21 protein-coding genes and 1 tRNA gene are annotated in these 19,457 nt (G+C 63.1%); 14 read left to right on the top strand and 8 right to left on the bottom strand.

Annotated elements, in window-relative coordinates:
* Positions 1 to 4: 4 nt before the first annotated feature.
* Positions 5 to 856, bottom strand: a complete 852-nt coding sequence (locus FJ548_RS20940) for a YgcG family protein (protein WP_140613277.1) — start codon at positions 854 to 856, stop codon at positions 5 to 7.
* Between the two features lie 167 nt (positions 857 to 1,023).
* Positions 1,024 to 1,668 (bottom strand): LemA family protein, encoded by a 645-nt coding sequence (locus tag FJ548_RS20935; RefSeq protein ID WP_140613276.1) that lies wholly within the window; start codon positions 1,666 to 1,668, stop codon positions 1,024 to 1,026.
* A gap of 160 nt (positions 1,669 to 1,828) precedes the next feature.
* Here FJ548_RS20935 and FJ548_RS20930 point away from each other — a divergent pair, with 160 nt between their 5' ends.
* The 6 genes from FJ548_RS20930 to FJ548_RS20905 all read left to right on the top strand — a co-directional run bounded on the left by FJ548_RS20930 (position 1,829) and on the right by FJ548_RS20905 (position 7,163).
* Positions 1,829 to 2,080: a hypothetical protein gene (locus tag FJ548_RS20930; RefSeq protein WP_140778847.1), complete on the top strand. Its 252-nt coding sequence runs from the start codon at positions 1,829 to 1,831 to the stop codon at positions 2,078 to 2,080.
* A 14-nt stretch (positions 2,081 to 2,094) separates the two neighbouring features.
* Positions 2,095 to 2,979, top strand: coding sequence for a pyridoxal kinase PdxY (gene pdxY, locus FJ548_RS20925; RefSeq protein WP_140613274.1), 885 nt, complete (start codon positions 2,095 to 2,097; stop codon positions 2,977 to 2,979).
* Positions 2,976 to 3,746 (top strand): DUF429 domain-containing protein, encoded by a 771-nt coding sequence (locus tag FJ548_RS20920; RefSeq protein ID WP_140778846.1) that lies wholly within the window; start codon positions 2,976 to 2,978, stop codon positions 3,744 to 3,746. The genes pdxY and FJ548_RS20920 overlap by 4 nt, the downstream gene beginning before the upstream one ends.
* Positions 3,747 to 3,943: 197 nt before the next feature.
* Entirely contained in the window at positions 3,944 to 4,588 is a 645-nt protein-coding gene (locus FJ548_RS20915) for a carbonic anhydrase (RefSeq protein ID WP_140613272.1), read from the top strand.
* Positions 4,585 to 5,019 (top strand): nuclear transport factor 2 family protein, encoded by a 435-nt coding sequence (locus FJ548_RS20910; protein ID WP_140778845.1) that lies wholly within the window; start codon positions 4,585 to 4,587, stop codon positions 5,017 to 5,019. The genes FJ548_RS20915 and FJ548_RS20910 overlap by 4 nt, the downstream gene beginning before the upstream one ends.
* Positions 5,020 to 5,108: 89 nt before the next feature.
* Positions 5,109 to 7,163 carry a M3 family metallopeptidase gene (locus FJ548_RS20905; protein WP_140778844.1) on the top strand — a complete coding sequence of 685 codons (2,055 nt, stop codon included), beginning with the start codon at positions 5,109 to 5,111 and terminating at the stop codon, positions 7,161 to 7,163.
* Positions 7,164 to 7,326: 163 nt separating this feature from the next.
* On the opposite strand, the gene FJ548_RS20900 is transcribed toward FJ548_RS20905, so the two are convergent.
* The 4 genes from FJ548_RS20900 to FJ548_RS20880 all read right to left on the bottom strand — a co-directional run bounded on the left by FJ548_RS20900 (position 7,327) and on the right by FJ548_RS20880 (position 12,202).
* A complete protein-coding gene (locus FJ548_RS20900) occupies positions 7,327 to 8,802 on the bottom strand; it encodes a M81 family metallopeptidase (RefSeq protein WP_140778843.1) in 1,476 nt (491 codons plus the stop codon).
* A gap of 26 nt (positions 8,803 to 8,828) precedes the next feature.
* Positions 8,829 to 9,653, bottom strand: coding sequence for a carbohydrate ABC transporter permease (locus FJ548_RS20895; RefSeq protein ID WP_140745094.1), 825 nt, complete (start codon positions 9,651 to 9,653; stop codon positions 8,829 to 8,831).
* An 11-nt stretch (positions 9,654 to 9,664) separates the two neighbouring features.
* Positions 9,665 to 10,534, bottom strand: a complete 870-nt coding sequence (locus tag FJ548_RS20890) for a sugar ABC transporter permease (RefSeq protein ID WP_140778842.1) — start codon at positions 10,532 to 10,534, stop codon at positions 9,665 to 9,667.
* Between the two features lie 432 nt (positions 10,535 to 10,966).
* A complete protein-coding gene (locus FJ548_RS20880; protein ID WP_140778841.1) occupies positions 10,967 to 12,202 on the bottom strand; it encodes a sugar ABC transporter substrate-binding protein in 1,236 nt (411 codons plus the stop codon).
* Positions 12,203 to 12,385: 183 nt separating this feature from the next.
* On the opposite strand from FJ548_RS20880, the gene FJ548_RS20875 reads away from it, so the two are divergent.
* From FJ548_RS20875 to FJ548_RS20865, 3 genes are read left to right on the top strand one after another with little or no spacing between them, the layout of a single operon-like run.
* A complete protein-coding gene (locus FJ548_RS20875; RefSeq protein WP_140778840.1) occupies positions 12,386 to 13,156 on the top strand; it encodes an SDR family oxidoreductase in 771 nt (256 codons plus the stop codon).
* A 2-nt stretch (positions 13,157 to 13,158) separates the two neighbouring features.
* Positions 13,159 to 14,226, top strand: a complete 1,068-nt coding sequence (locus FJ548_RS20870; RefSeq protein WP_140778839.1) for an ABC transporter ATP-binding protein — start codon at positions 13,159 to 13,161, stop codon at positions 14,224 to 14,226.
* A 30-nt stretch (positions 14,227 to 14,256) separates the two neighbouring features.
* Positions 14,257 to 15,138, top strand: a complete 882-nt coding sequence (locus tag FJ548_RS20865) for a MurR/RpiR family transcriptional regulator (protein WP_140613443.1) — start codon at positions 14,257 to 14,259, stop codon at positions 15,136 to 15,138.
* 26 nt (positions 15,139 to 15,164) lie between these two features.
* On the opposite strand, the gene FJ548_RS20860 is transcribed toward FJ548_RS20865, so the two are convergent.
* Positions 15,165 to 15,476: a DUF167 family protein gene (locus FJ548_RS20860; protein WP_140778838.1), complete on the bottom strand. Its 312-nt coding sequence runs from the start codon at positions 15,474 to 15,476 to the stop codon at positions 15,165 to 15,167.
* A 13-nt stretch (positions 15,477 to 15,489) separates the two neighbouring features.
* Positions 15,490 to 15,780 (bottom strand): YggT family protein, encoded by a 291-nt coding sequence (locus FJ548_RS20855; protein WP_140766589.1) that lies wholly within the window; start codon positions 15,778 to 15,780, stop codon positions 15,490 to 15,492.
* Between the two features lie 146 nt (positions 15,781 to 15,926).
* Between FJ548_RS20855 and FJ548_RS20850 the strand changes: the two genes are divergently transcribed.
* The 5 genes from FJ548_RS20850 (at position 15,927) to FJ548_RS20820 (ending at position 19,437) form a co-directional block, all read left to right on the top strand.
* Positions 15,927 to 16,002: transfer RNA gene (locus tag FJ548_RS20850), tRNA-Ala, on the top strand.
* 311 nt (positions 16,003 to 16,313) lie between these two features.
* Positions 16,314 to 17,063: a helix-turn-helix transcriptional regulator gene (locus tag FJ548_RS20845; protein WP_140778837.1), complete on the top strand. Its 750-nt coding sequence runs from the start codon at positions 16,314 to 16,316 to the stop codon at positions 17,061 to 17,063.
* Between the two features lie 421 nt (positions 17,064 to 17,484).
* Positions 17,485 to 18,543, top strand: coding sequence for a SagB/ThcOx family dehydrogenase (locus tag FJ548_RS20835; RefSeq protein WP_246678722.1), 1,059 nt, complete (start codon positions 17,485 to 17,487; stop codon positions 18,541 to 18,543).
* A 66-nt stretch (positions 18,544 to 18,609) separates the two neighbouring features.
* Positions 18,610 to 18,858, top strand: a complete 249-nt coding sequence (locus tag FJ548_RS20830) for a hypothetical protein (RefSeq protein ID WP_140778834.1) — start codon at positions 18,610 to 18,612, stop codon at positions 18,856 to 18,858.
* Between the two features lie 261 nt (positions 18,859 to 19,119).
* Positions 19,120 to 19,437: a hypothetical protein gene (locus FJ548_RS20820; protein ID WP_140778833.1), complete on the top strand. Its 318-nt coding sequence runs from the start codon at positions 19,120 to 19,122 to the stop codon at positions 19,435 to 19,437.
* The last annotated feature ends 20 nt before the right edge of the window (positions 19,438 to 19,457 follow it).

The raw sequence follows: 19,457 nt of genomic DNA, 5'->3' as shown, positions 1-19,457 counted from the left end.
TGCCTCACCAGCCTCCTGACGAACCGCCGCCGCCGGACGAACCGCCGCCGCCCGAAAAACCGCCGCCACCGCCACCCGAAGACCAGCCACCGCCGGAACTTCCGGAAGACCAGCCACCACCGGATGAGGAGCGCCGGCCAGGCTCGAAGGTCATGCCGAGCCAGCGATAACGGCCCGGCCCGAGTTTCTGGCCGAAGATCGGCGGCAGGACGGAAGCCGCGATGCCGCCGAAGAAAATGATCGCCCAGATGCCAATGAAGATGGCGAAGAACAGGTTGTCGGGATTCAACGGCGCCTGCTGGTTGCGCTTGCCTCGCGCTTCGAGTTCCTCCGGATTGCCTTCCAGCACCATGACCATGTCGTCGACGGCCTTGCTGATGCCACCGGAGAAGTCGCCGGCGCGGAAGGCCGGCACCATGTCGTTCTCGATGATCAGCTTGGTGTGCAGGTCGGTCAGCGTGCCTTCCAGCCCGTAGCCGACCTCGATGCGCATCTTGCGGTCATTCGGCGCGACCAGCAGCAGGACGCCGTTGTTCTCCTTGGCCTGGCCAAGCTTCCAGAAGCGGAACAGCCGGTTGGCGTAGGGCTCGATCTCCTCGCCGCCGAGGCTCGGGATGGTGGCGACGACGATCTGGTCGGAACCCTTTTTCTCGAAATCGGCGAGCTTCTGCGTCAACGCTGCTTTGGTGCCGGCATCGATGATGCCGGCGTAGTCGACGACACGCCCGGTGAGGGCGGGAAGATCGGCGGCGAAGACGGTGAGGGGCAGAAGGAGGAGGCAGAGAAGAAGGCCAAGAGTGTTTAGGCAAGCGTTCCTTCGCGCCCCCCTCTGTCCTGCCGGACATCTCCCCCTCAAGGGGGGAGATCGGCCGTAACCACGACCTTCGCCAATCGCCGACATTGCAAGCAGAGCGCCGCCTGCGAAATTGCCAATCTCGCCCCTTGAGGGGGAGATGTCCGGCAGGACAGAGGGGGGTATCAACACGCCAGCGGTCCGTCTTCGCAGAATCAGATGGTAGTCGTTCACCCGCCCTGCTTCGTGCTCGTGCCGAAATCGACCTTCGGCGGCTGCATCTTGTCTTCGGCGACGGTGAAATTGGCGAAGGGCTCGTTGCCGCGGAACCAGAGTGTCGCCCACAGCACCGACGGGAACGTCCTCAGGGTCAGGTTGTAGTCCCTGACCGCCTGGATGTAGTCGCGCCGCGCCACCGCGATGCGGTTCTCCGTGCCTTCGAGCTGTGCCTGCAGCGCCAGGAAGTTCTGGTTGGCCTTGAGGTCGGGATAGGCCTCGGACACGGCGATCAGCCGCGACAGCGCGCTGGTCAGCCCTGCCTGGGCATCCTGGAACTTCTTGAAGGCCTCCGGATCCTTCAGCGTTTCCGGCGTCACGGTGATCTGCGTTGCCTTGGCGCGCGCCTCGACAACCGCGTCGAGCGTGTCTTTTTCGTGCGCGGCGTAGCCTTTGACCGTCTCCACCAAATTGGGGATGAGATCGGCGCGCCGCTGGTACTGATTCAGCACCTCGCTCCAGGCCGCCTTGGCGTTTTCTTCCGCCGTCGGGATCGTGTTGTAGCCGCAGCCGGCGAGCAGCGGCAACACGATTGCCATCATCAGGAAGGCGGGCAGCGTACGGAATATCGATGGTCGGGCAAGGCGCTGGGCAGACATGATGGGTCCCTCGGTAGAAGTTGCATGCGAAGCATTATCACAATCGGCGCGCAAGAAAACGGCTTCGACGGGATGGCTGTCGGCACGGGTACCCTCGGCTGCAAGCCCCTGTGATTGCCCGCGCGAACACGATAAGGTTCGGTCGAAACGGGACATCATCATGGCGGAACGCCAAGACAGCGACACGGAATCGCGCCGTATTCTCGAGCGCGTCGCGCGCGAGACCGATCCGGCCGGCAACTCCTTCGTGGCGAGGACGACGAAAGGCATGCGCGACCATGTCGCGGCGGCCGACGCCGACCGCTCGGACCCAATCGAGGTCTGGGGCACCCGCCTTGGCAGGATACTCGGACTGCTTCTGGCGCTGGGCCTGATGGTCTGGCTCGTGCTTTTCCTCACCCGGGGCAGCTAGGAATCAAAAAGAGAATGAGCGCCGAAAAACCCGACGCACCGCGTGCGGTCATCGTCATTTCCAGCCATGTCGCCCGCGGGTCAGTCGGAAACCGCGCCGCAGTGTTCGCCCTGGAGACACTGGGCTTTCCGGTCTGGGCCGTTCCCACGATCATCCTGCCCTGGCACCCCGGCCATGGGCGGGCGACACGCATCGTGCCGCCGCTCGACCAGTTCAAGGCGCTGATGGCCGACCTCGAGCGGGCGCCATGGCTGGGCGAGGTCGGCGCGGTGCTGTCGGGCTATCTCGGTGAGGCCGGTCAAGCCGAAGCCGTCGCGTCACTGGTCGCCGCGGTGAAGGCAAGGACACCCGGCGCCGTCTATATCTGCGATCCGGTGATGGGCGATTCGGGCGGCCTCTATGTGCCCGAGCCCACCGCCGCCGCCATGCGCGACCGGCTGATGCCGATCGCCGATATCGCCACGCCCAACCGCTACGAACTGGAATGGATGGCCGGCGCGCCGCTGCCCGACCTGAAATCCGTGATCTCGGCCGCGCTCCATGCCGGCCCATCGACGATGCTGGTCACTTCGGCACAGTCGATGATGACTGGCGGAACCGGCAATCTGCTGCTCGACGGCAACCAGGCGCTGCTCGCCGAGCATCGCCTCATCGACAAGCCGCCGAACGGCCTTGGCGACCTCACGGCGGCCGTCTATCTGGCGCGCATCCTCTCCGGTCAGCCGCCGATCAAGGCGCTGCAGTCGACCACGGCGGCGGTCTACGAGATCCTGGCGCGCACCGCCAAGCGCGGCGGCGACGAATTGCAGCTCGAAACCGATTCGCAGAGTCTGTCGCACCCGATGGCGATGGTGCAGCTTCGCCACCTCACGCATCCCGGGCGGGACCGCCGGGCTTGACCACGGCCACCGTCGTGCTTGTCGGCGCCGACGGCTGCAAGGCCGGCTGGATCGCGGTGCGGCGCGATCCGGATGCGGCGCCTTCGGTGAAGGTCTTTGCCAGCTTCGCGGCGCTGCTTGCGGCAGTTCCCGACGACGCTATTGTCGCCGTCGACATGCCGATCGGCCTGCCCGAGTTTTCGAGCAAGGGCGGGCGCGGACCGGAGGCTCAGGTCAGGCCGTTGCTGGGGGCACGTCAGTCCAGCGTGTTTTCGATCCCGTCCCGCGCCGCGCTTTATGCGGACACCGCCGACTTCACCACGATCGATGCCTGGTACGCCGCGTATATCAGGGCAAGCGAGGTCGCCAAGGCTACCTCTGATCCGCCGCGCGGCGTTTCGATCCAGGCCTTTGGCATTTTTTCGAAGATCCGCGAGATCGACAGCTTGCTGATCGCGCGGCCCGATCTACGCGGCCGTGTCTTCGAATCGCATCCGGAAGTGGCGTTCTGCCGGTTGAATGGAGATCAGGCCATGAGTTTGCCGAAAAAGATCAAGGGCAGCATCAATCCGGCCGGCATGGCGGAACGCAAGGCGCTGCTCTGCCGCCACGGCTATGACATGGACTTCCTCGGCCAACCGCCGCCGCGCGGAGCGGCCGCCGATGATTTCCTCGATGCGGCGGTGATGATGCTGATCGCCGGCCGCATCGCCGGCGGCAAGGCCAGGCCGTTTCCGGACCCGCCGCTGGCCGACGGTTTTGGAATACCGGTCGCCATCTGGGCATGACAGTGTCGGCGGACGTCCGATTTTGGCGCATGGCATTTATGGCCAGCCCGCGCAATTCTGCATTGCTCGTTATAGGCTTTTGCCGCTAGAGCCTTTCTCGACCGCAACGCATCGGCCTGAAAACCGAATTCGGGTTTCGGAAAGCACGATGCGTAAAGCAGAATTTGAGCTGCCGCCTCCAACACGGAAAGCCGCCTATGCCTCATCTTCCCGACCACCTTCTCGCCGGTTATCGCAATTTCATGAACGGCCGCTACCTCACGGAGAGCGGCCGCTATCGCGAGCTCGCGCGCGAAGGGCAGGCGCCGGAGACGATGATCGTGGCCTGTTGCGATTCGCGCGCGGCGCCCGAGGCGATCTTCGACGCCGGACCCGGCGAACTCTTCGTGCTGCGCAATGTCGGCAACCTGGTGCCGCCCTACGCGCCGGACGGCGAGTTCCATTCGACCTCGGCCGCGCTCGAATTCGCGGTGCAGAGCCTCAAGGTCAAGAACATCGTCGTCATGGGCCATGGCCGCTGCGGCGGCATCCGTGCCGCGCTCGACACCACGTCCGCGCCGCTGTCTCCCGGCGATTTCATCGGCAAGTGGATGAGCCTGATCGCACCGGCCGCGGAGACCGTCGCCTCCAGCACATTGATGACGGCGACGGAGCGCCAGACGGCACTGGAGCGCATCTCGATCCGCTATTCCATCGCCAATCTCAGGACCTTTCCTTGCGTCTCGATCCTCGAGGGCAAGGGGCGGCTGTCATTGCACGGGGCCTGGTTCGACATTTCGACGGGCGAGCTCTGGGCGATGAACAAGGAGACCGGCGATTTCGAACGGCCGGTGCTCGAATGAACGGGACGGCGCGGCACCTGATCATCGTTCAGTCGGTCGTCTTCACGGCGGCCGCACTGCTGATGACGATCATGGCCGCCCACGCCGATGATGGCGCCCTCATCGGCCGCTGGTATTCGGCGCTGCTGGTCGCCGACCGCACCGAACTTTCCGAGCTGCTCGCCGACGACGTCCGCATCAAACTCGACGACCTCGGCATCGTCCAGAGCAAGCAGGAATTCATCGCCTCGATCGACGAATGGAAGAGCGCGGTCGCCGGGGCCGCGATCCGCCACCGCACCGAGGAGAGCGGGGGCGGCGTCACCACCGTGATCGCGTGCTACGACTTCCCCGACAATGACATGCTGATGCGGGAAACCTTCGCAGTGAAAGACAACCGCATCACCGCCAGCTCGCAGGCGGCAATCGCCGAAAACTGCGACGGCTACTGAGGCAGACCGGCCGACTGTCATATTGCGGGCTCGCGGGCCGCGCCCTACATCGGTGACACCCTCTCTTTGACGCCAGCGAAAGACCCTCCATGTCCTCCACAAAAGCCGTCGACCTTGCCTCCCATCCGGTGACCGCGTGGCAGGGGCCGCTCGGCCTGCCTGATTTCACCCATATCGGCGACGGCGACTTTTCCCCGGTCTTCGACGCGGCGCTGCAGGCGCATGAGGCGGAGATCGACGCGATCGCCTCCAATAAGGATGCACCGACGATCGAGAACACGCTTCAGGCGCTGGAACTCGGCGGCGAGGCGCTCGATCACGTCTCGTCAATCTTCTGGTGCCGCGCAGGCGCCTACACCAATGAGGACATCCAGGCGCTGGAGCGTGACATTTCGCCGAAGATGTCGAGGCATTTCTCGGCGATCTCGATGAACGAAAGGCTGTTTGCCCGCATCGACGATCTCTACCACCGCCGCGAGAGCCTGGGGCTCGATGCCGAGACGCTGCGCGTGTTGGAAAAGACCTGGAAAGGCTTCGTCCGTTCAGGCGCCAAGCTCGACGCCGAGGGCAAGAAACGGCTGGCCAGAATCAATGAAGAGCTGTCGTCGCTCGGCACGACTTTCGGCCAGAATGTGCTGGCCGACGAGCGCGACTGGGCGCTGTTCCTCGACGAGGCAGACCTTGCCGGCCTGCCGGACTTTTTGAAGAGCGCCATGGCCGAGGCCGCCGAAATGCGCGGCCAGAAGGGCCGTTACGCCGTCACCCTGTCGCGCTCTATCTACGAGCCGTTCACGACCTTCTCGGAACGCCGCGACCTGCGCGAAATCGCCTTCCGCGCCTTCACCATGCGCGGCCAGAATGGCGGCGCCACCGACAACACATCCGTGGTACGCGATATGCTGAAGCTGCGCGCCGAAAAGGCGAAACTGCTCGGCTATGCCTCCTTCGCCGCGTTGAAGCTCGACGACACGATGGCCAAGACGCCGGAGGCCGTGCATGCGCTGCTCGATCCGGTTTGGGAAAAGGCGCTGCAGAAGGCTGCCGCCGACCAGAAGGAACTGGAGCGGCTGGCCGCCGAGGCCGGCAGCAACGAAAAATTCGCCGCCTGGGACTGGCGTTTCTACCAGGAGAAGTTGCGCGCCGAGAAATTCGCTTTCGATGAGGCGGAACTGAAACCCTATCTGCAGCTCGACCGCGTCATCGACGCCTGCTTCGACGTGGCGATACGGTTGTTCGGCATCAGCTTCGAAGAGAAAAAGGGCATTGCCGCCTGGCATCCGGACGCGCGCGTGTTCGTGGTCAGGAATGCCGATGGCAGCGAGCGCGGCCTGTTCCTGGCCGACTATTTCGCGCGGCCCTCGAAGCGTTCCGGCGCCTGGATGAGTGCGCTGAAGTCCGGCTACAAGCTTGGCCACGGTTCGAAGCCGGTAATCTACAACATCATGAATTTCGCCAAGCCGCCTGTGGGCGAGCCCGCATTGCTGTCGGTCGACGAGGCGAAGACGCTGTTCCACGAATTCGGCCACGCGCTGCACGGCATGCTGACCGATGTCACCTGGCCTTCGGTCTCCGGTACCTCGGTCAGCCGCGATTTCGTCGAACTGCCCTCGCAGCTCTACGAGCACTGGCTGACGGTGCCGGCGGTGCTGGAGAAGCATGCGCTGCATGAGAAGACCGGCAAGCCGATGCCGAAGGCGCTGCTCGACAAGATGCTGGCCGCCCGCACTTTTGGCGCCGGCTTCGCCACGGTCGAATTCACCGCCTCGGCGCTGATGGACATGGCTTACCACGCCAGGCCGGACGCGCCTGAAGCACCGCTTCGATACGAGGCCGAAACGCTGGAAAAACTCGACATGCCTGACACAATAGCGATGCGTCACCGCACCCCGCATTTCGGCCATGTCTTTTCAGGCGACGGCTACTCGGCCGGCTACTATTCTTACATGTGGTCCGAAGTGCTCGACGCCGACGCCTTCGCTGCTTTCGAGGAAACCGGCGATCCCTTCGATCCCGCTCTGGCCGAGCGGCTGCGGAAGAACATCTACGCCGCCGGCGGCTCGAAGGATCCGGAGGAGCTCTACACCGCGTTTCGTGGCAAGATGCCTTCGCCCGATGCGATGATGATCAAGCGGGGGCTCGTATAGCGCCAGCTAATCTCCCCCCTCGAGGGGGAGATGGCCGCGAAGCGGCCAGAGGGGGGCGTTGCGCGTGGAGCGCTAGCCTTCCTTTTGCCGTTGCATGGCGTCGCGGCAGTTCGGGCAACCCCCTCTGTCGCCTTCGGCGACATCTCCCCCTCACGGGGGGAGATCAGCAGCCCCAAGGATCAGCCACCCTCGGCCACACCGGCCGCTTCAGCTTCTTGTAATCCGTCACCGCCGGGTTGCTGGGATAGGAACTCGGCGCCGTGACATAGATGATCTCGGCGGCTATCGGGGCGAAGCCGGCGTAGAAATGGTTAGTCGATTTGATCAGCAGCATGTCCTTGGCCAGCGGATCGACGCCGATGTTGGAAAAAATATCCGGCTCGAAGGTCTGGGTGCGATTGGTGTTGAGGATGACGTCGACCTCGGTACCTTCGATCCGAACCAGCGCGGTCGGCCCGAGGGTCACCCGGCTCGGCCCGAAACTCTGCCAGCCCTCCGGAACCGCCTTCAGCACCTTGACGCGCGCGTCGATCGGCTCGCCCCCCTGAGGTCCAGCCTTGCCGCCGAAGCGCAGGTCGATGACCGCGCCCTCGCCCGCCGCCAGGCAGAAGGTCACGGCGATCGGGTCCCAGATCGTCGCCACACCGACCTTGTCCAGGCCGCGCACCAGCATCTGGCGCAGCACGAATGTGCCGTCGCCGGGAACGCCGCCGCCGGGATTGTCCCAGATGTCGGCGATGACCACGGGCTTGCCGGGATTTTCGGCGCGAACGGCCAGCGCCCGATCGAGACCGTCGGCGGTGGAGAGCATCGTCATCGCCGTCTTTTCGCGCATCGCGTAGAGCTCGCGCCCCAGCCGCTCCGCCAGCGCATCGCCCCTGGCTTTGTCATTGTCGGTGATGACAAGAATGCGCGTGCCCATTTCCGGCACGTCGGCGGCCATGAAGCCATGGACGACCGACACCGACAGCACGCCGTCCTTGCCGTGCAGCGCCTTGATGCGGTCGACGAAGGACCGCATCGGCTCGCGGCTGGTCGGCAGCACCTGGATCATGCGGCAGTCGAAGGTCGAGATGACGGGCTTGATCTCGCCGCGCGCGGCGGCAAGGCCGAGCTCGACGACATGCTCGCCGCGCTCGTAGAAGTCGGTGTGCGGGAATTCGAGAAAATAGGCCATGATGTCGGACGCCGCCACGCGCTTCGGCGTCAGATGGCTGTGCGGATCGAACTCGGAGGCGATCACCACGTCAGGTCCCACGATCGCCCGCACGCGCTCGAGCAGGTCGCCCTCGCAGTCGTCATAGCCTTGCGCCACCATGGCGCCATGCAGGCCGAGAATGACCGCATCGACCGGCAGTGCCGCCTCGAGCTGCCCCAGGATCTCGTCGCGCAATGCCTCATAGGTCTGGCGCTGCACCAGGCCGCCGGGCTCCGCCCAGGTGGCGGTGCCTTCGATGACGGTCAGGCCTTCGGCGGCCGCGCGCCGCCGCAAGGCGATGATCGGCGAGGAGCACAGCGTCGGTGTCTCCGGGTGCTTGCCCGGTCCGGCGTAGAACGCCATTTCGAACGAGGCCCGGTCGGTCGGCACCGGCGAGAAAGTGTTGGTTTCCGTCGCCAGTGAGGCGGTAAAGATGCGCATGAAAGCTCCGTGGACAATTACTTACGCTATTTGACCGCCCCGAGCGCCAGTCCGCGCACCAGATAGCGCTGCAGCCAAATGAATAGGATCGCCACCGGCAATGTCGCCAGCAGCGTGGCCGCCATCACATGGTGCCACTCGATCGTGTAGCGCCCGGCAACCAGCGAGAACACCTGGATCGGCAGCGTGTAGCTTTCCTGGCTGCGCAGCATGGTCAGTGCCACGACGAACTCGTTCCAGGCATTGATGAAGGTGAAGATGGCGGTCACCGCGATCGCCGGCAGGCAGAGCGGCAGGAACACCTTGCGCAGGGTGAGCCAGCGCCCGGCGCCTTCCATCCAGGCCGCCTCCTCGAGGTCTCGCGGAATGGTGTCGAAATAGCTCTGCAGCATCCAGACGGTGAAGGCGACATTGAAGGCCATGTAGATGAAGCCGAGCGCGGTCGTCGATTCGACCAGCCCCCAGGCCGCCATAAGCCGGAACAGGCCAAGCACCAGCACGATCGGCGAGATCATCTGCGAGATCAAAAGGAACTGGCGGAAGACACCGTAGCCGGCAAAGCGAAAGCGCGACATGGCATAGGCGGCCGGAACGGAGATGAGGATGGCACCGACCGTGGCGATAACAGACACATAGAGCGAATTGGCCAGCGCCTGGCCGAAACCGGTCGCCACCCACATGTCGGAGAAGTTGGACCAGCGGAACTCGCTCGGCCACCATGTCGGCGATAGCACCTCGGTCCGCGGCTTGACCGCGGTCAGGAACATCACCGCGAAGGGAAAGATCGTCACCACGATCAGCGGCGCCAGCAGCAGCCAGGCGATGATGGTGCGCTTCAATTTGGCCGTCATGAACCCATTTGTCATCCGCGTTGCTCCCGCATCGCCAGCCGCACATAGATCATGGTGAAGATCAGCAATATGGCGAACATCACCAGCGACACCGCCGAGGCCTCGCCGAGTTTGCCGATGCGGAAGGCGAGCTTGTAGAGATGGGTGACCAGGATGTCGGTCGAGTTGGCCGGCCCGCCCTGCGTCATCACCCAGATGATCGGGAAGGAATTGAAGACATAGATGGTGTTGAGCACGATGGCGATGTTGATGAACGGCTTCAGGAGCGGAAAGGTGATCTCGCGGAACTGCTGCATTGGCGTTGCTCCTTCGAGCGCCGCCGCCTCATAGAGATCGTCCGGGATCGACGACAGGCCGCCAAGGAAGATCGTCGTGGTGAATGGCACCGTCACCAGTATGCCGATCAGCACCTGCATCGGAAACGCCGTTTCGGCGCTCGCAAGCCACTGGATGTTGTGGTCGATCAGGCCGAGCCCGATCAGCGCCGAATTGAGCATCCCGCTTTCGCCGCTCAACGCCCAGCGCCAGACCACCGCGGTCATGGTCAGCGACACCGCCCAGGGCAGCATGATGATGACGCGGGCCAGCCCGCGACCATGGAAATCGGTGTTGAGGATCATCGCCACCGGGATGGACAGCAGCAGCGCACCGCCGACCACCAGCACGGTCCACAGCCCGGTGCGCCACAGCGCGGCGACGAAGTCGGGATCGGCAAACAGCGCCGAGAAATTGGCAAGGCCGCTGAACTCGCGCAATTGCCCGAAGCGATTGACGTCATGGGTCGATATCTGGATCAGGTCCCAGACCGGCCAGAAGATGACGACCGCCGCCAGGAACAGGCTGGGCAAGGTCAGGAGATAGGGCAAGGTACGATTTCGCATCGGCTGACCTGTACCGCGTTGTGAGGCATCAGCAGTGCTGGCTTGCCAGCTGGACTAATTCTGATCTGTTCTTCGCTCAGTTTCGAACTCTTTCCCGGCGTCGGCGCTGCCCCTCACCTGCCTGCCGGCATCCTCTCCCCGTATAGTGACGGGGAGAGGGGCGCTCTCGCCGCCGCTTTGACCAATCACCAGCGTCTCAAAGAGGACGACAAGATCGCGGCCAGCCCTTTCTCCCCGTCCCTATACGGGGAGAAATGCCCGGCAGGGCAATGAGGGGCGGCGCGACATCGGCGATCTATTCCCTGTACGAAGTGGTTGTCCCGTCGGCGTTCGACGCTTTGCGCTTAAGCCCGAAAACTGTGGCGCGCCCCGCCTGAGTTTGGGGCGCGCCACGGGCGCAGGGAGATACGCCCTATTTCTTGAGCACGGCCCCTACTTCTTCAACACTGCGTTGGCTTTCGCCGCCGCCTCCTTCAGGCCTGTCTCGGGGTCGACGCTGCCGAGATAGATCTTCTGCATAGCGTCGGAGGTGATCTGGGCGATCTCTTCCCAGCCCGGAATGACCGGCGCGAAACGGGCGTCGGGCAGGAGCGCGGTGAAGGCGGCCAGATCGGCATTGTTGACATAATAATCCATCTTGGCCTCTTCCTTGTTCACCGGCAGGAAGCCTTCGCCTTGCGTGAACTTGGCGCGTTGCTCCTTCGTGAACAGGAAGTCCATCAGCTTCCAGGCATCGTCCTTGTTCTTGGAGTTCCTGAACATGATCATGGAATCCGTGACGCCATACGTGCCGCGCGCGCCGGTCGGCCCGGCCGGAATGGCCGCCACGCCGTATTTCAGGCTCGGCGCCTCTTCCTTGATCTGGTTGGACAGGAACGGTGCGGTGATCATCATGCCGACCTTGCCCTGCTTGAACAGGTTCTGCACGTCTTCACGGTTGTTGGAGGTGACGCCGGGCTCGGTTAACCCTTCATCGATCATCGACTTATAGAGCTTGGCTGCTGCAAGCGCGCCCGGCGTGCTCAGGCCGGACGTGCCGTCCTTGTTGAGGATCTCGGTGCCCTGCGACCACATCGCATAGTAGTAATAGACGTCGGTCTCGATCTCCTTGCCCTGCAAGCCGAAGCCGAAGCTGCCGGACCCCAGTGCCTTGATCTTGCGGGCATCGTCCTGCAATTCGGTCCAGGTCGCCGGCGGCTTGGCGATGCCGGCCTTCTCGAACAGTTCCTTGTTGTAGTACATGGCCCGAGCCGAGGCTGCGATCGGCAGGCCATAGGTCTTGCCATTCATGATCGAGGGCGACAGGAAGGTCTCGATGAAACGGCCCTTGAATTCGGGCGTGATGTAGCTGTCGAGCGGCTCGGCGACATCCTGCTGGACGAAGTCGATCAGCCAGCGCGTGCCGATGATCGAGAGATCCGCATTGGTGCCGGCGGTGATGTCGGTGGTCAGCTTCTGCAGCAGCACATCCCACGGCACGACTTCGAACTTGACAGTGATGCCGGGGTTCTTCGCCTCGAACTCCTTCCTCACCTCTTCGAAATAAGGCCCGGTCTTGGCGCTGTATTCGGCGACGGTGACGCGCACTTCACCCGCATTCGCCTGCGCCGCGAAGGCCAGCATGCTCATTCCGGCCACCAGGCCGACAGTCCATTTGGCAAGGCTCATCCGATCTCTCCCATTTGTTCCGCGCTTTTTGCGCTCCTTGCGCCGATGGCTGGCACAAGATTTATGTGACTTTCCTACATTATCGACGAATCCCCTGCATGCAAGCGGATTATCATGTTGCTTAATTACATTCCATTCCTTAGCCTGCCGGCATCTGCCTGATCTGCGGGAGGAACAAGCACCGTGGTTTCGAAAGCCGAATTCGAGGGCCGCACGGTCGTTGTCACGGGTGCCGGCGGCGGCCTTGGCTCGGCGATCGTCGCACTGCTGGCCGCAAGGGGCGCGCGCGTGGTCGGCTGCGACCAATCCGAGGAGGCGCTGGCAAGCCCGCACCTTGCCTCGCGCCATGTCTTCAACCTTCTTGACCGCGCGTCCGTAGAGAAGGCGATCACCGCCGTGCTCGACAGGGACGGCGTACCCGATATCCTGATCAACAACGCCGGCTGGACGCGCGCCGAGACGCTTGCCGCGCTGACGGCGGACAGGATCGAGCACGAGCTCGACCTCAATTTGACCGGGGTGATGACGTTCGCCGACCCTATCGTCAAGGCCATGGCCGACCGCGGTTCAGGGAGCGTCGTCTTCATCTCCTCCGTCAACGCCATCGCGCATTTCGGCAATCCCGCCTATGCCGCCGCCAAGGCCGGCATCAATGCCTATGCCAAGTCGATCGCCGTCGAGCTTGGCCGCAGCGGCGTGCGCGCCAATGTCGTCTGCCCGGGGTCGATCCGCACCGCCGCCTGGGACCATCGCCTGGCCAAGGATCCGGAAATCCTCGGCAAGCTCAAGCGGCTCTATCCGCTCGGCCGCATCGTCAACGCACAGGAAGTCGCCGAAGCGGTGGCTTTCCTTGCCTCCGACCGCGCCTCGGGCGTAACAGGCGTGGTGATGCCCGTCGATGCCGGGCTGACCGCCGGCTGCCTGCCGTTCATCGACGACATATTGGGAGCGTGACCATGACCGACGTCCTGTTTCGCAACTTGTCGAAATCCTTCGGCCAGCACAGGATCCTCGAGGACATCAACCTCGATATAAAAAGCGGCGAGTTCGTCGTGCTGGTCGGCCCGTCGGGCTGCGGCAAGTCCACCCTGCTGCGCATGCTAGCCGGCCTGGAGACGATCAGCTCGGGCGATCTGCTGATCGGCGGCACACGCGCCAACGACCTGCCGCCGCAGCAGCGCAACATCGCGATGGTGTTCCAGTCCTACGCGCTGTTCCCGCACCTGAAGGCCTCCGACAATATCGGCTTCGGCCCGAAGATCCGTGGCGAGAACCGCGCGGCGGTCGACGAAAAGGTCAAGAAGGCGTCCGGCGTCCTCAACCTGTTTTCCTATCTCGACCGCTACCCGCGCCAGCTCTCGGGCGGCCAGCGCCAGCGCGTGGCCATGGGCCGCGCCATCGTACGCGAACCCTCGGTGTTCCTGTTCGACGAGCCGCTCAGCAATCTCGACGCGCAGTTGCGCGTGCAAATGCGCACCGAGATCAAGGCGCTGCACCAGCGGCTGAAATCGACGATCGTCTATGTCACCCACGACCAGATCGAGGCCATGACCATGGCCGACCGCATCGTCGTGATGGACCGCGGCAGGATCCAGCAGGTCGGAGCACCGCTCGAACTCTATGACAGGCCGGCCAACAAGTTCGTTGCCGGCTTTCTCGGCTCACCGTCGATGAGCTTTGTCTCCGGGGCTCTCAAGACGACGCCTGAGAAGACCTGGTTCGAGTCGGTTGGCGGCGGCCGGCTTGCGCTTGCCGGTAAGCCGGTGCCTTCGGGAAGCGTGGTGGAGGCCGGCATCCGGCCCGAGCATTTCATCATCGGCGAAGCCGCCGACGCCATGGGACTCAAGGTGGATGTCGTCGAGCCGACCGGCTCCGAGATCCACGTCTATGGCGCCATCGGCACCGACACGGTGCGCGCTGTGTTCCGTGACAGGGTGCCGATCAGGCCGGGCGACCTGCTTCCGGTTTCGGTCGATCCCGGCAACATCCATCTGTTCGACAAGGCAACCGGCCTGCCGCTGTGAAAACACCGGGATGACGACGAAGGTACAAGAATGAAGACGCCGGCCGACATCATCACGCGGCTGCAGCTGATGTCGCAGGACGGCACCAAGTCGGACCGCCGCCTGGCCGGCCTCGTGCTCTCCGACCTCGATTTCGCCTCCAAGGCGGCGATCTCGGAGATCGCCTCACGCGTCGGCGTCAGCGAGCCGACGGTCACCCGCTTCTGCCGCAATCTCGGCTGCGAGGGCCTGCGCGATTTCAAGTTCTATCTGGCGCAGGCCATCGCCATCGGCGGCCAGTATCTGTCGCCGGAGCCACTGAGCCGCGATGCCCGCGAGCAGCGCATCGCCTCCGCCATCACCGAAGCGGCGATCTCGGCCATCCAGCGCGCCAGCGAGAATCTCGACATGACGACGCTGGTCGCGGTCGCCGAACGGTTGGCGATTTCGGGCAATGTTCTGTGCATCGGCTCCGGCGGCATCTCCTCGATGATGGCGACCGAGATGCAGAACCGGCTGTTCAGGCTCGGCTTGCCGGTGCTGGCGCAGATCGACGGCCAGTTGCAGCGCATGTATGCCGCCGTTGCCACGCCCGAGACCACTCTGGTCGCTTTTTCGGTGTCCGGCTATGCGCGCTCGGTCATCGAGGCCGTGCAGGTCGCGCAGCAATATGGCGCCATGACAGTGGCGGTCACCGCCCCCGACTCGGCGCTTGCCAAGGTCGCCGATACGGTCATCCATCTGCAGCCGCTCGAGGATGGCAACATCTACAAGCCGACATCGTCGCGCTACGCCCTGCTGGCGATCGTCGACATGATCGTGACATCGGTGGCCGAGACGCGCGGGCCGAAGGTGCTGGAGAACCTGCGCCGCATCAAGCAGAGCGTAAACACGCTGAAGGTCGACGATCCGCGTTTGCCGCTGGGCGATTGACTCCGAAGGTCGTGCGGCAAGGAGACCTATGCACCGAACACCTCGACGCTTCTTGCCAGTGTCACCGGTTCGCCGACAACGCGCAGCGTCTTGAGCCGTGCCGTGCCGCCGGCAACGACCGAAACGGCCGACCCTGGCACCCCCAGCGCCTTGGCGACCAGCTTCTCCAGCGCCTGATTGGCCGCACCGTTTTCCGGCATGGCGCGGACCCGCGCCTTAAAATGGCTGCGCCCGTCCGCCGATGTTTCGACGCCTTCCAACCTGTCCACCGAAGATTTCGGCGTTAGCCGGACAAACAGCTCGATGCCGTTTTCGCGGATACGGAATGGCGCGCTCATGCAACCGCCGGACTCACAGCAGCAGCGGCGCCACCGTGGTCAGAATGAACTGCCTGACGAAGAACAGGATCAGCAGCAGGATAATCGGCGAGATGTCGATGCCGCCAAGGTCGGGCATGAACCGGCGGATCGGCCGCAGCGCTGGCTCGGTCAGCCGGTAGAGCATGTTGCCGATGCTGCCGACGAACTGGTTGCGCGAGTTGACGACATTGAAGGCATAGAGCCAGGAAAAGATCGCCGAGGCGATGATGATCCACCAATAGAGGTCGAGCGCCATGACGATGGTTTGAATGAGGGCGAGCATGCCGGTCTCCAATTGTTGCCGACATGTAGCCATTGCGCACCAAACCGGCAAGAGCCGCCGGCCGGCGCGACAGACAGCAAGGATTTCGGCAAAACGCCGCCTTGACAGAAATCCGCCGCGCCCGATAAATGCGCCATCCGCTGGACGGGGCTGTAGCTCAGCTGGGAGAGCGCGTCGTTCGCAATGACGAGGTCAGGAGTTCGATCCTCCTCAGCTCCACCAGCGGAATAATCGGTGGTCCGCTTTTTTGCCGCAAGGCGCGGACGGCATCCGTTGCGACGCGCGGCGGCAATGCTCCCCCAAAAGGCCATATACGATTTCGCGGGACTTCCAGGGCAAGACAATTGTCAATTGGACTTATGGCGATGGTCGCCGTCGGATCGGCACTATTTTCTTTGGAAGTCGCCCCATTAGACTGGCGTTACCAGATCAGTTTTTTCTGTGTGTTGTGACTGGGCGTTTCGGCGGGGGCGACCGAAGGCGCTATATGGATTTCGAGTCGAAATGAAGAATTCGCCTGCGAAAGCAAAGACGTGTCCATTCGCGAGAATCTCGCTGCAAATCTCAGACGGCTCTGCAAGGACCATGCATCCATCAGCGCGGTATGCCGTGAGTTGGGGATCAATCGCACGCAGTTCGAACGCTATCTGCAGGGCCAGACCATTCCGAACAAGGCCACGGCCAAGCTGATCTGCGACTATTTCCGCATCCACGAAGCCGAACTGTATCAGGGCCCCGGCATGCCCGAGCCTGCGGTTGCCGGCCTGCCGCCGATCTCCGAAAGCCTGTTCAACCAGATGATTCGGCCTCCCGCCCCGTCGATCGCGGGAGGCACCTATTTCACCTATTTTTCGATCCCGGCCCGTCCCGATCTCCTGATGCGGTCGGTGACTTTCGTGCGTCGCGAGGCCGAGTTGGTCACATTCCGCAGGGTCACCGGATGGTCGGAGCGCCGGGGCTCGACATGGGCGCGGGCGCGCGGCAACCACTACGGCGTGGCGATCTCGCGCCTGAACTGGATCTATTTTAGCGGCGTCAACCGTCGCCAGACCGGCGAGCCATCGCTGATCTCCGTGCAATGGGCTCCAATCTCGGAACCGGTGCTCGTCGGCAAGGCCATGCTTCTGACCGAGGCCGGGCCGGCATTCGTATCGGTCATCATGCGGCAGGATATGTCTGGTATCCGAGCACGGCATGCGATCCGTATGGCGCATGTCGTCACGCTTGACGATCCCGCCATCGATCAGCTCGTCGTCAGCCTCACCCAGGACGGGCTGAGCTAGGAGCACCAGCGGCTGGTTACGCTAAATAAGAACAAGAATATCTCGAAAAAGCGTATGCCAGCGAGTACCTACTCCATATCTGAGTAAAATCGATTTTTTAGACTTTCTTGGAAAGAAAGATATTATAGGTAACGTTAGATTTACTGTAATTTTAACACACAATTAATTCTTTCGAACTTACCTTTCTTCTCGCGGGTCCCGCTGTGGGGGATCTTTTAACAGATCCCATTGGGGGTCGGGAAAGGGACGAAAATGGCCAAGAAAGTAAACAACGCCCCGAAGCTGACGGTTGCCGCAGGCACCCGGACCGTCTTCTTCTCGCAGGGCATGCACTACAACAAGCGCTGAAGTCGTTCGGCGCCGACGGGCTGTCCGCCCTGTCGGCGCCTTGCTTTCAAAAACGGCATCCAGCATCATGAAAATGCGCTCCTCAAAAACACTTGTGTTCTACCCCGGGACCAACAAGCTCACGGCGTGCAATTTCCTGACCCGAAGCGTCTTCGAATGCAGCCCCGCAGTGGTTGGTCTTCTCGCATCCTGGGACGAATGGGCCTCCACGGGAGAGGTCGCGCGCGCTCATGGATGGTCGAAATCCGACCTCAATGCCGTCGTTCCGCAATTGCTGGATTATTCCGCCCTGGTCACCGCCGGCTCGCCGCTGGCCGAACGGGAGACGCAGTTCTCCGGGCAGTGGAACTGGGGCATTCCGACCGCGCTGATGCATTTCTGCGTCCAGGACAGCGAATTCATGACCATCGAACAGGCCGAAGCACGGCAGATCGAACGCGCCGGTCATATCGCGCAGCCCGACCTTCTGCTGAAAAATGCCACGGATGCCATTCGGCTGCCGAACGCACTGGACGACAACGAACTTCTGGCCCTGATGGCGCGGCGTCGCACCAACCGCACCGCGGCCGCGCCCACCATCACCGCGCGGCAGCTCTCCGACTGTCTGTTCGCGGGCATGGGCATAACCGGCGAAACCAATAACTGCGTCGGCGCCCTGCCGCTGGGCATGACCCCCTCGGGCGGCGCGCGCAATCCCTATGAGGCCTATGTGGTTGCGCTTGGCGTCGAGGGTCTTGAGCCGGGTGTCTATCACTATTCCGCCGCCGATCACGACCTCGGCAGGATCTCGGCCAGCCATCTGCCGAGGATCTCGGAGCTGGTCGGCGGGCAGGAATGGGCCGATACCATGCCATGCCTGGTTCTGCTTTGCGCCAGGCTCGACCGGACCATGTGGAAATATGAGGATGCCAACGCCTACCGCGTCGTCCTGATCGAGGCTGGCCATATCGGCCAGAACATGATGCTGGCGGCGACCAGGCATGGTCTGTCGGCGTGTCCCACCGCAGCTCTCAGCCACTCGGCGATCAAGCGCATTCTTGGCCTCGACCGCCTCAACGACGCGCCCATCTATGCCTTGACCCTCTCGACCCCGGAACCAAGCCCGCATGCCGCCGGTCAATCCATCAATTAGCCGCCTCGGTATGTCCAGTGTAGCCAGTAACGCGTCCCTGAGTTCCATCCGATAAAGGAGCAGCACGTGGCAAATCAGTCCTTACGTCAGTCAGAGATCGATAATCTTCAATATATCGCATCAATGGCCAATGAGCTCGTGCAGATTGCCGACGCAAGCCGTTTTCCCATGATCTCCTATTTGCTTGGCATGGCCTATGCCGAAGCATTCGATATTCTGCGCGGCGCCCGGCCGGCAAGGCTTGCGCAACTCAGCGGCAACCCCATGCATCCCAAGCCGTATGCAAAGGACCACGCTCAGCCAAGGAGGGCATAGCGGATGCAGCCGTCAGTCCTGTGTGCGCCGGCGAGCTTACGGCCGAACCGGCGGGAGACACCTTGTGCGCTGCAAGGTCTGCTGCCGGAAAAAGCCGCCGCCGAGCCTGATCGCACCGATATGGTCTGGCGGTTCGAGCAGCCAATGCCGAGGCTGCCAACATCGGGGGCCGGCGATCGGATCCGGCAGTGATCGCCGCCTTGATCGCTGGCAGCCCGCAAAATGAACATTCATGCGCAGAGATTTGAGGGGAACCCGCAGATGAACATGCTTGCAACCGTCCGGACCGTCGACGCCAGGGAAAGCATCTTCGGCCGGCTCCATGCCCTGATCGCAGCCCGGGCGGCATCGCCGGACTCGGCGCGGGTCGAGGCCCGGCAGTTGATTTCCATGGCCATGGCCGACAGCTGGCAGGCCGACAGCCTCTGGGGCGCGGCAGACGCCTTTCATGCCCATTTCGATTTCATGATGCAAACCATCGAGATCAACGGCGCCGACGACCCGAACCTGAGAATCCTGCGCACGAAATGCCGCTTCTACCTCGAGCAGGTCGAAGCACTATGTCAGTCGCTGAGCTGAGCCGTCCTGGAGCGGTTCAG

It is taken from the genome of Mesorhizobium sp. B2-4-17, assembly GCF_006441275.1.
GTDB lineage: Bacteria > Pseudomonadota > Alphaproteobacteria > Rhizobiales > Rhizobiaceae > Mesorhizobium.
This window is presented reverse-complemented; position numbering and strand designations above follow the sequence as displayed.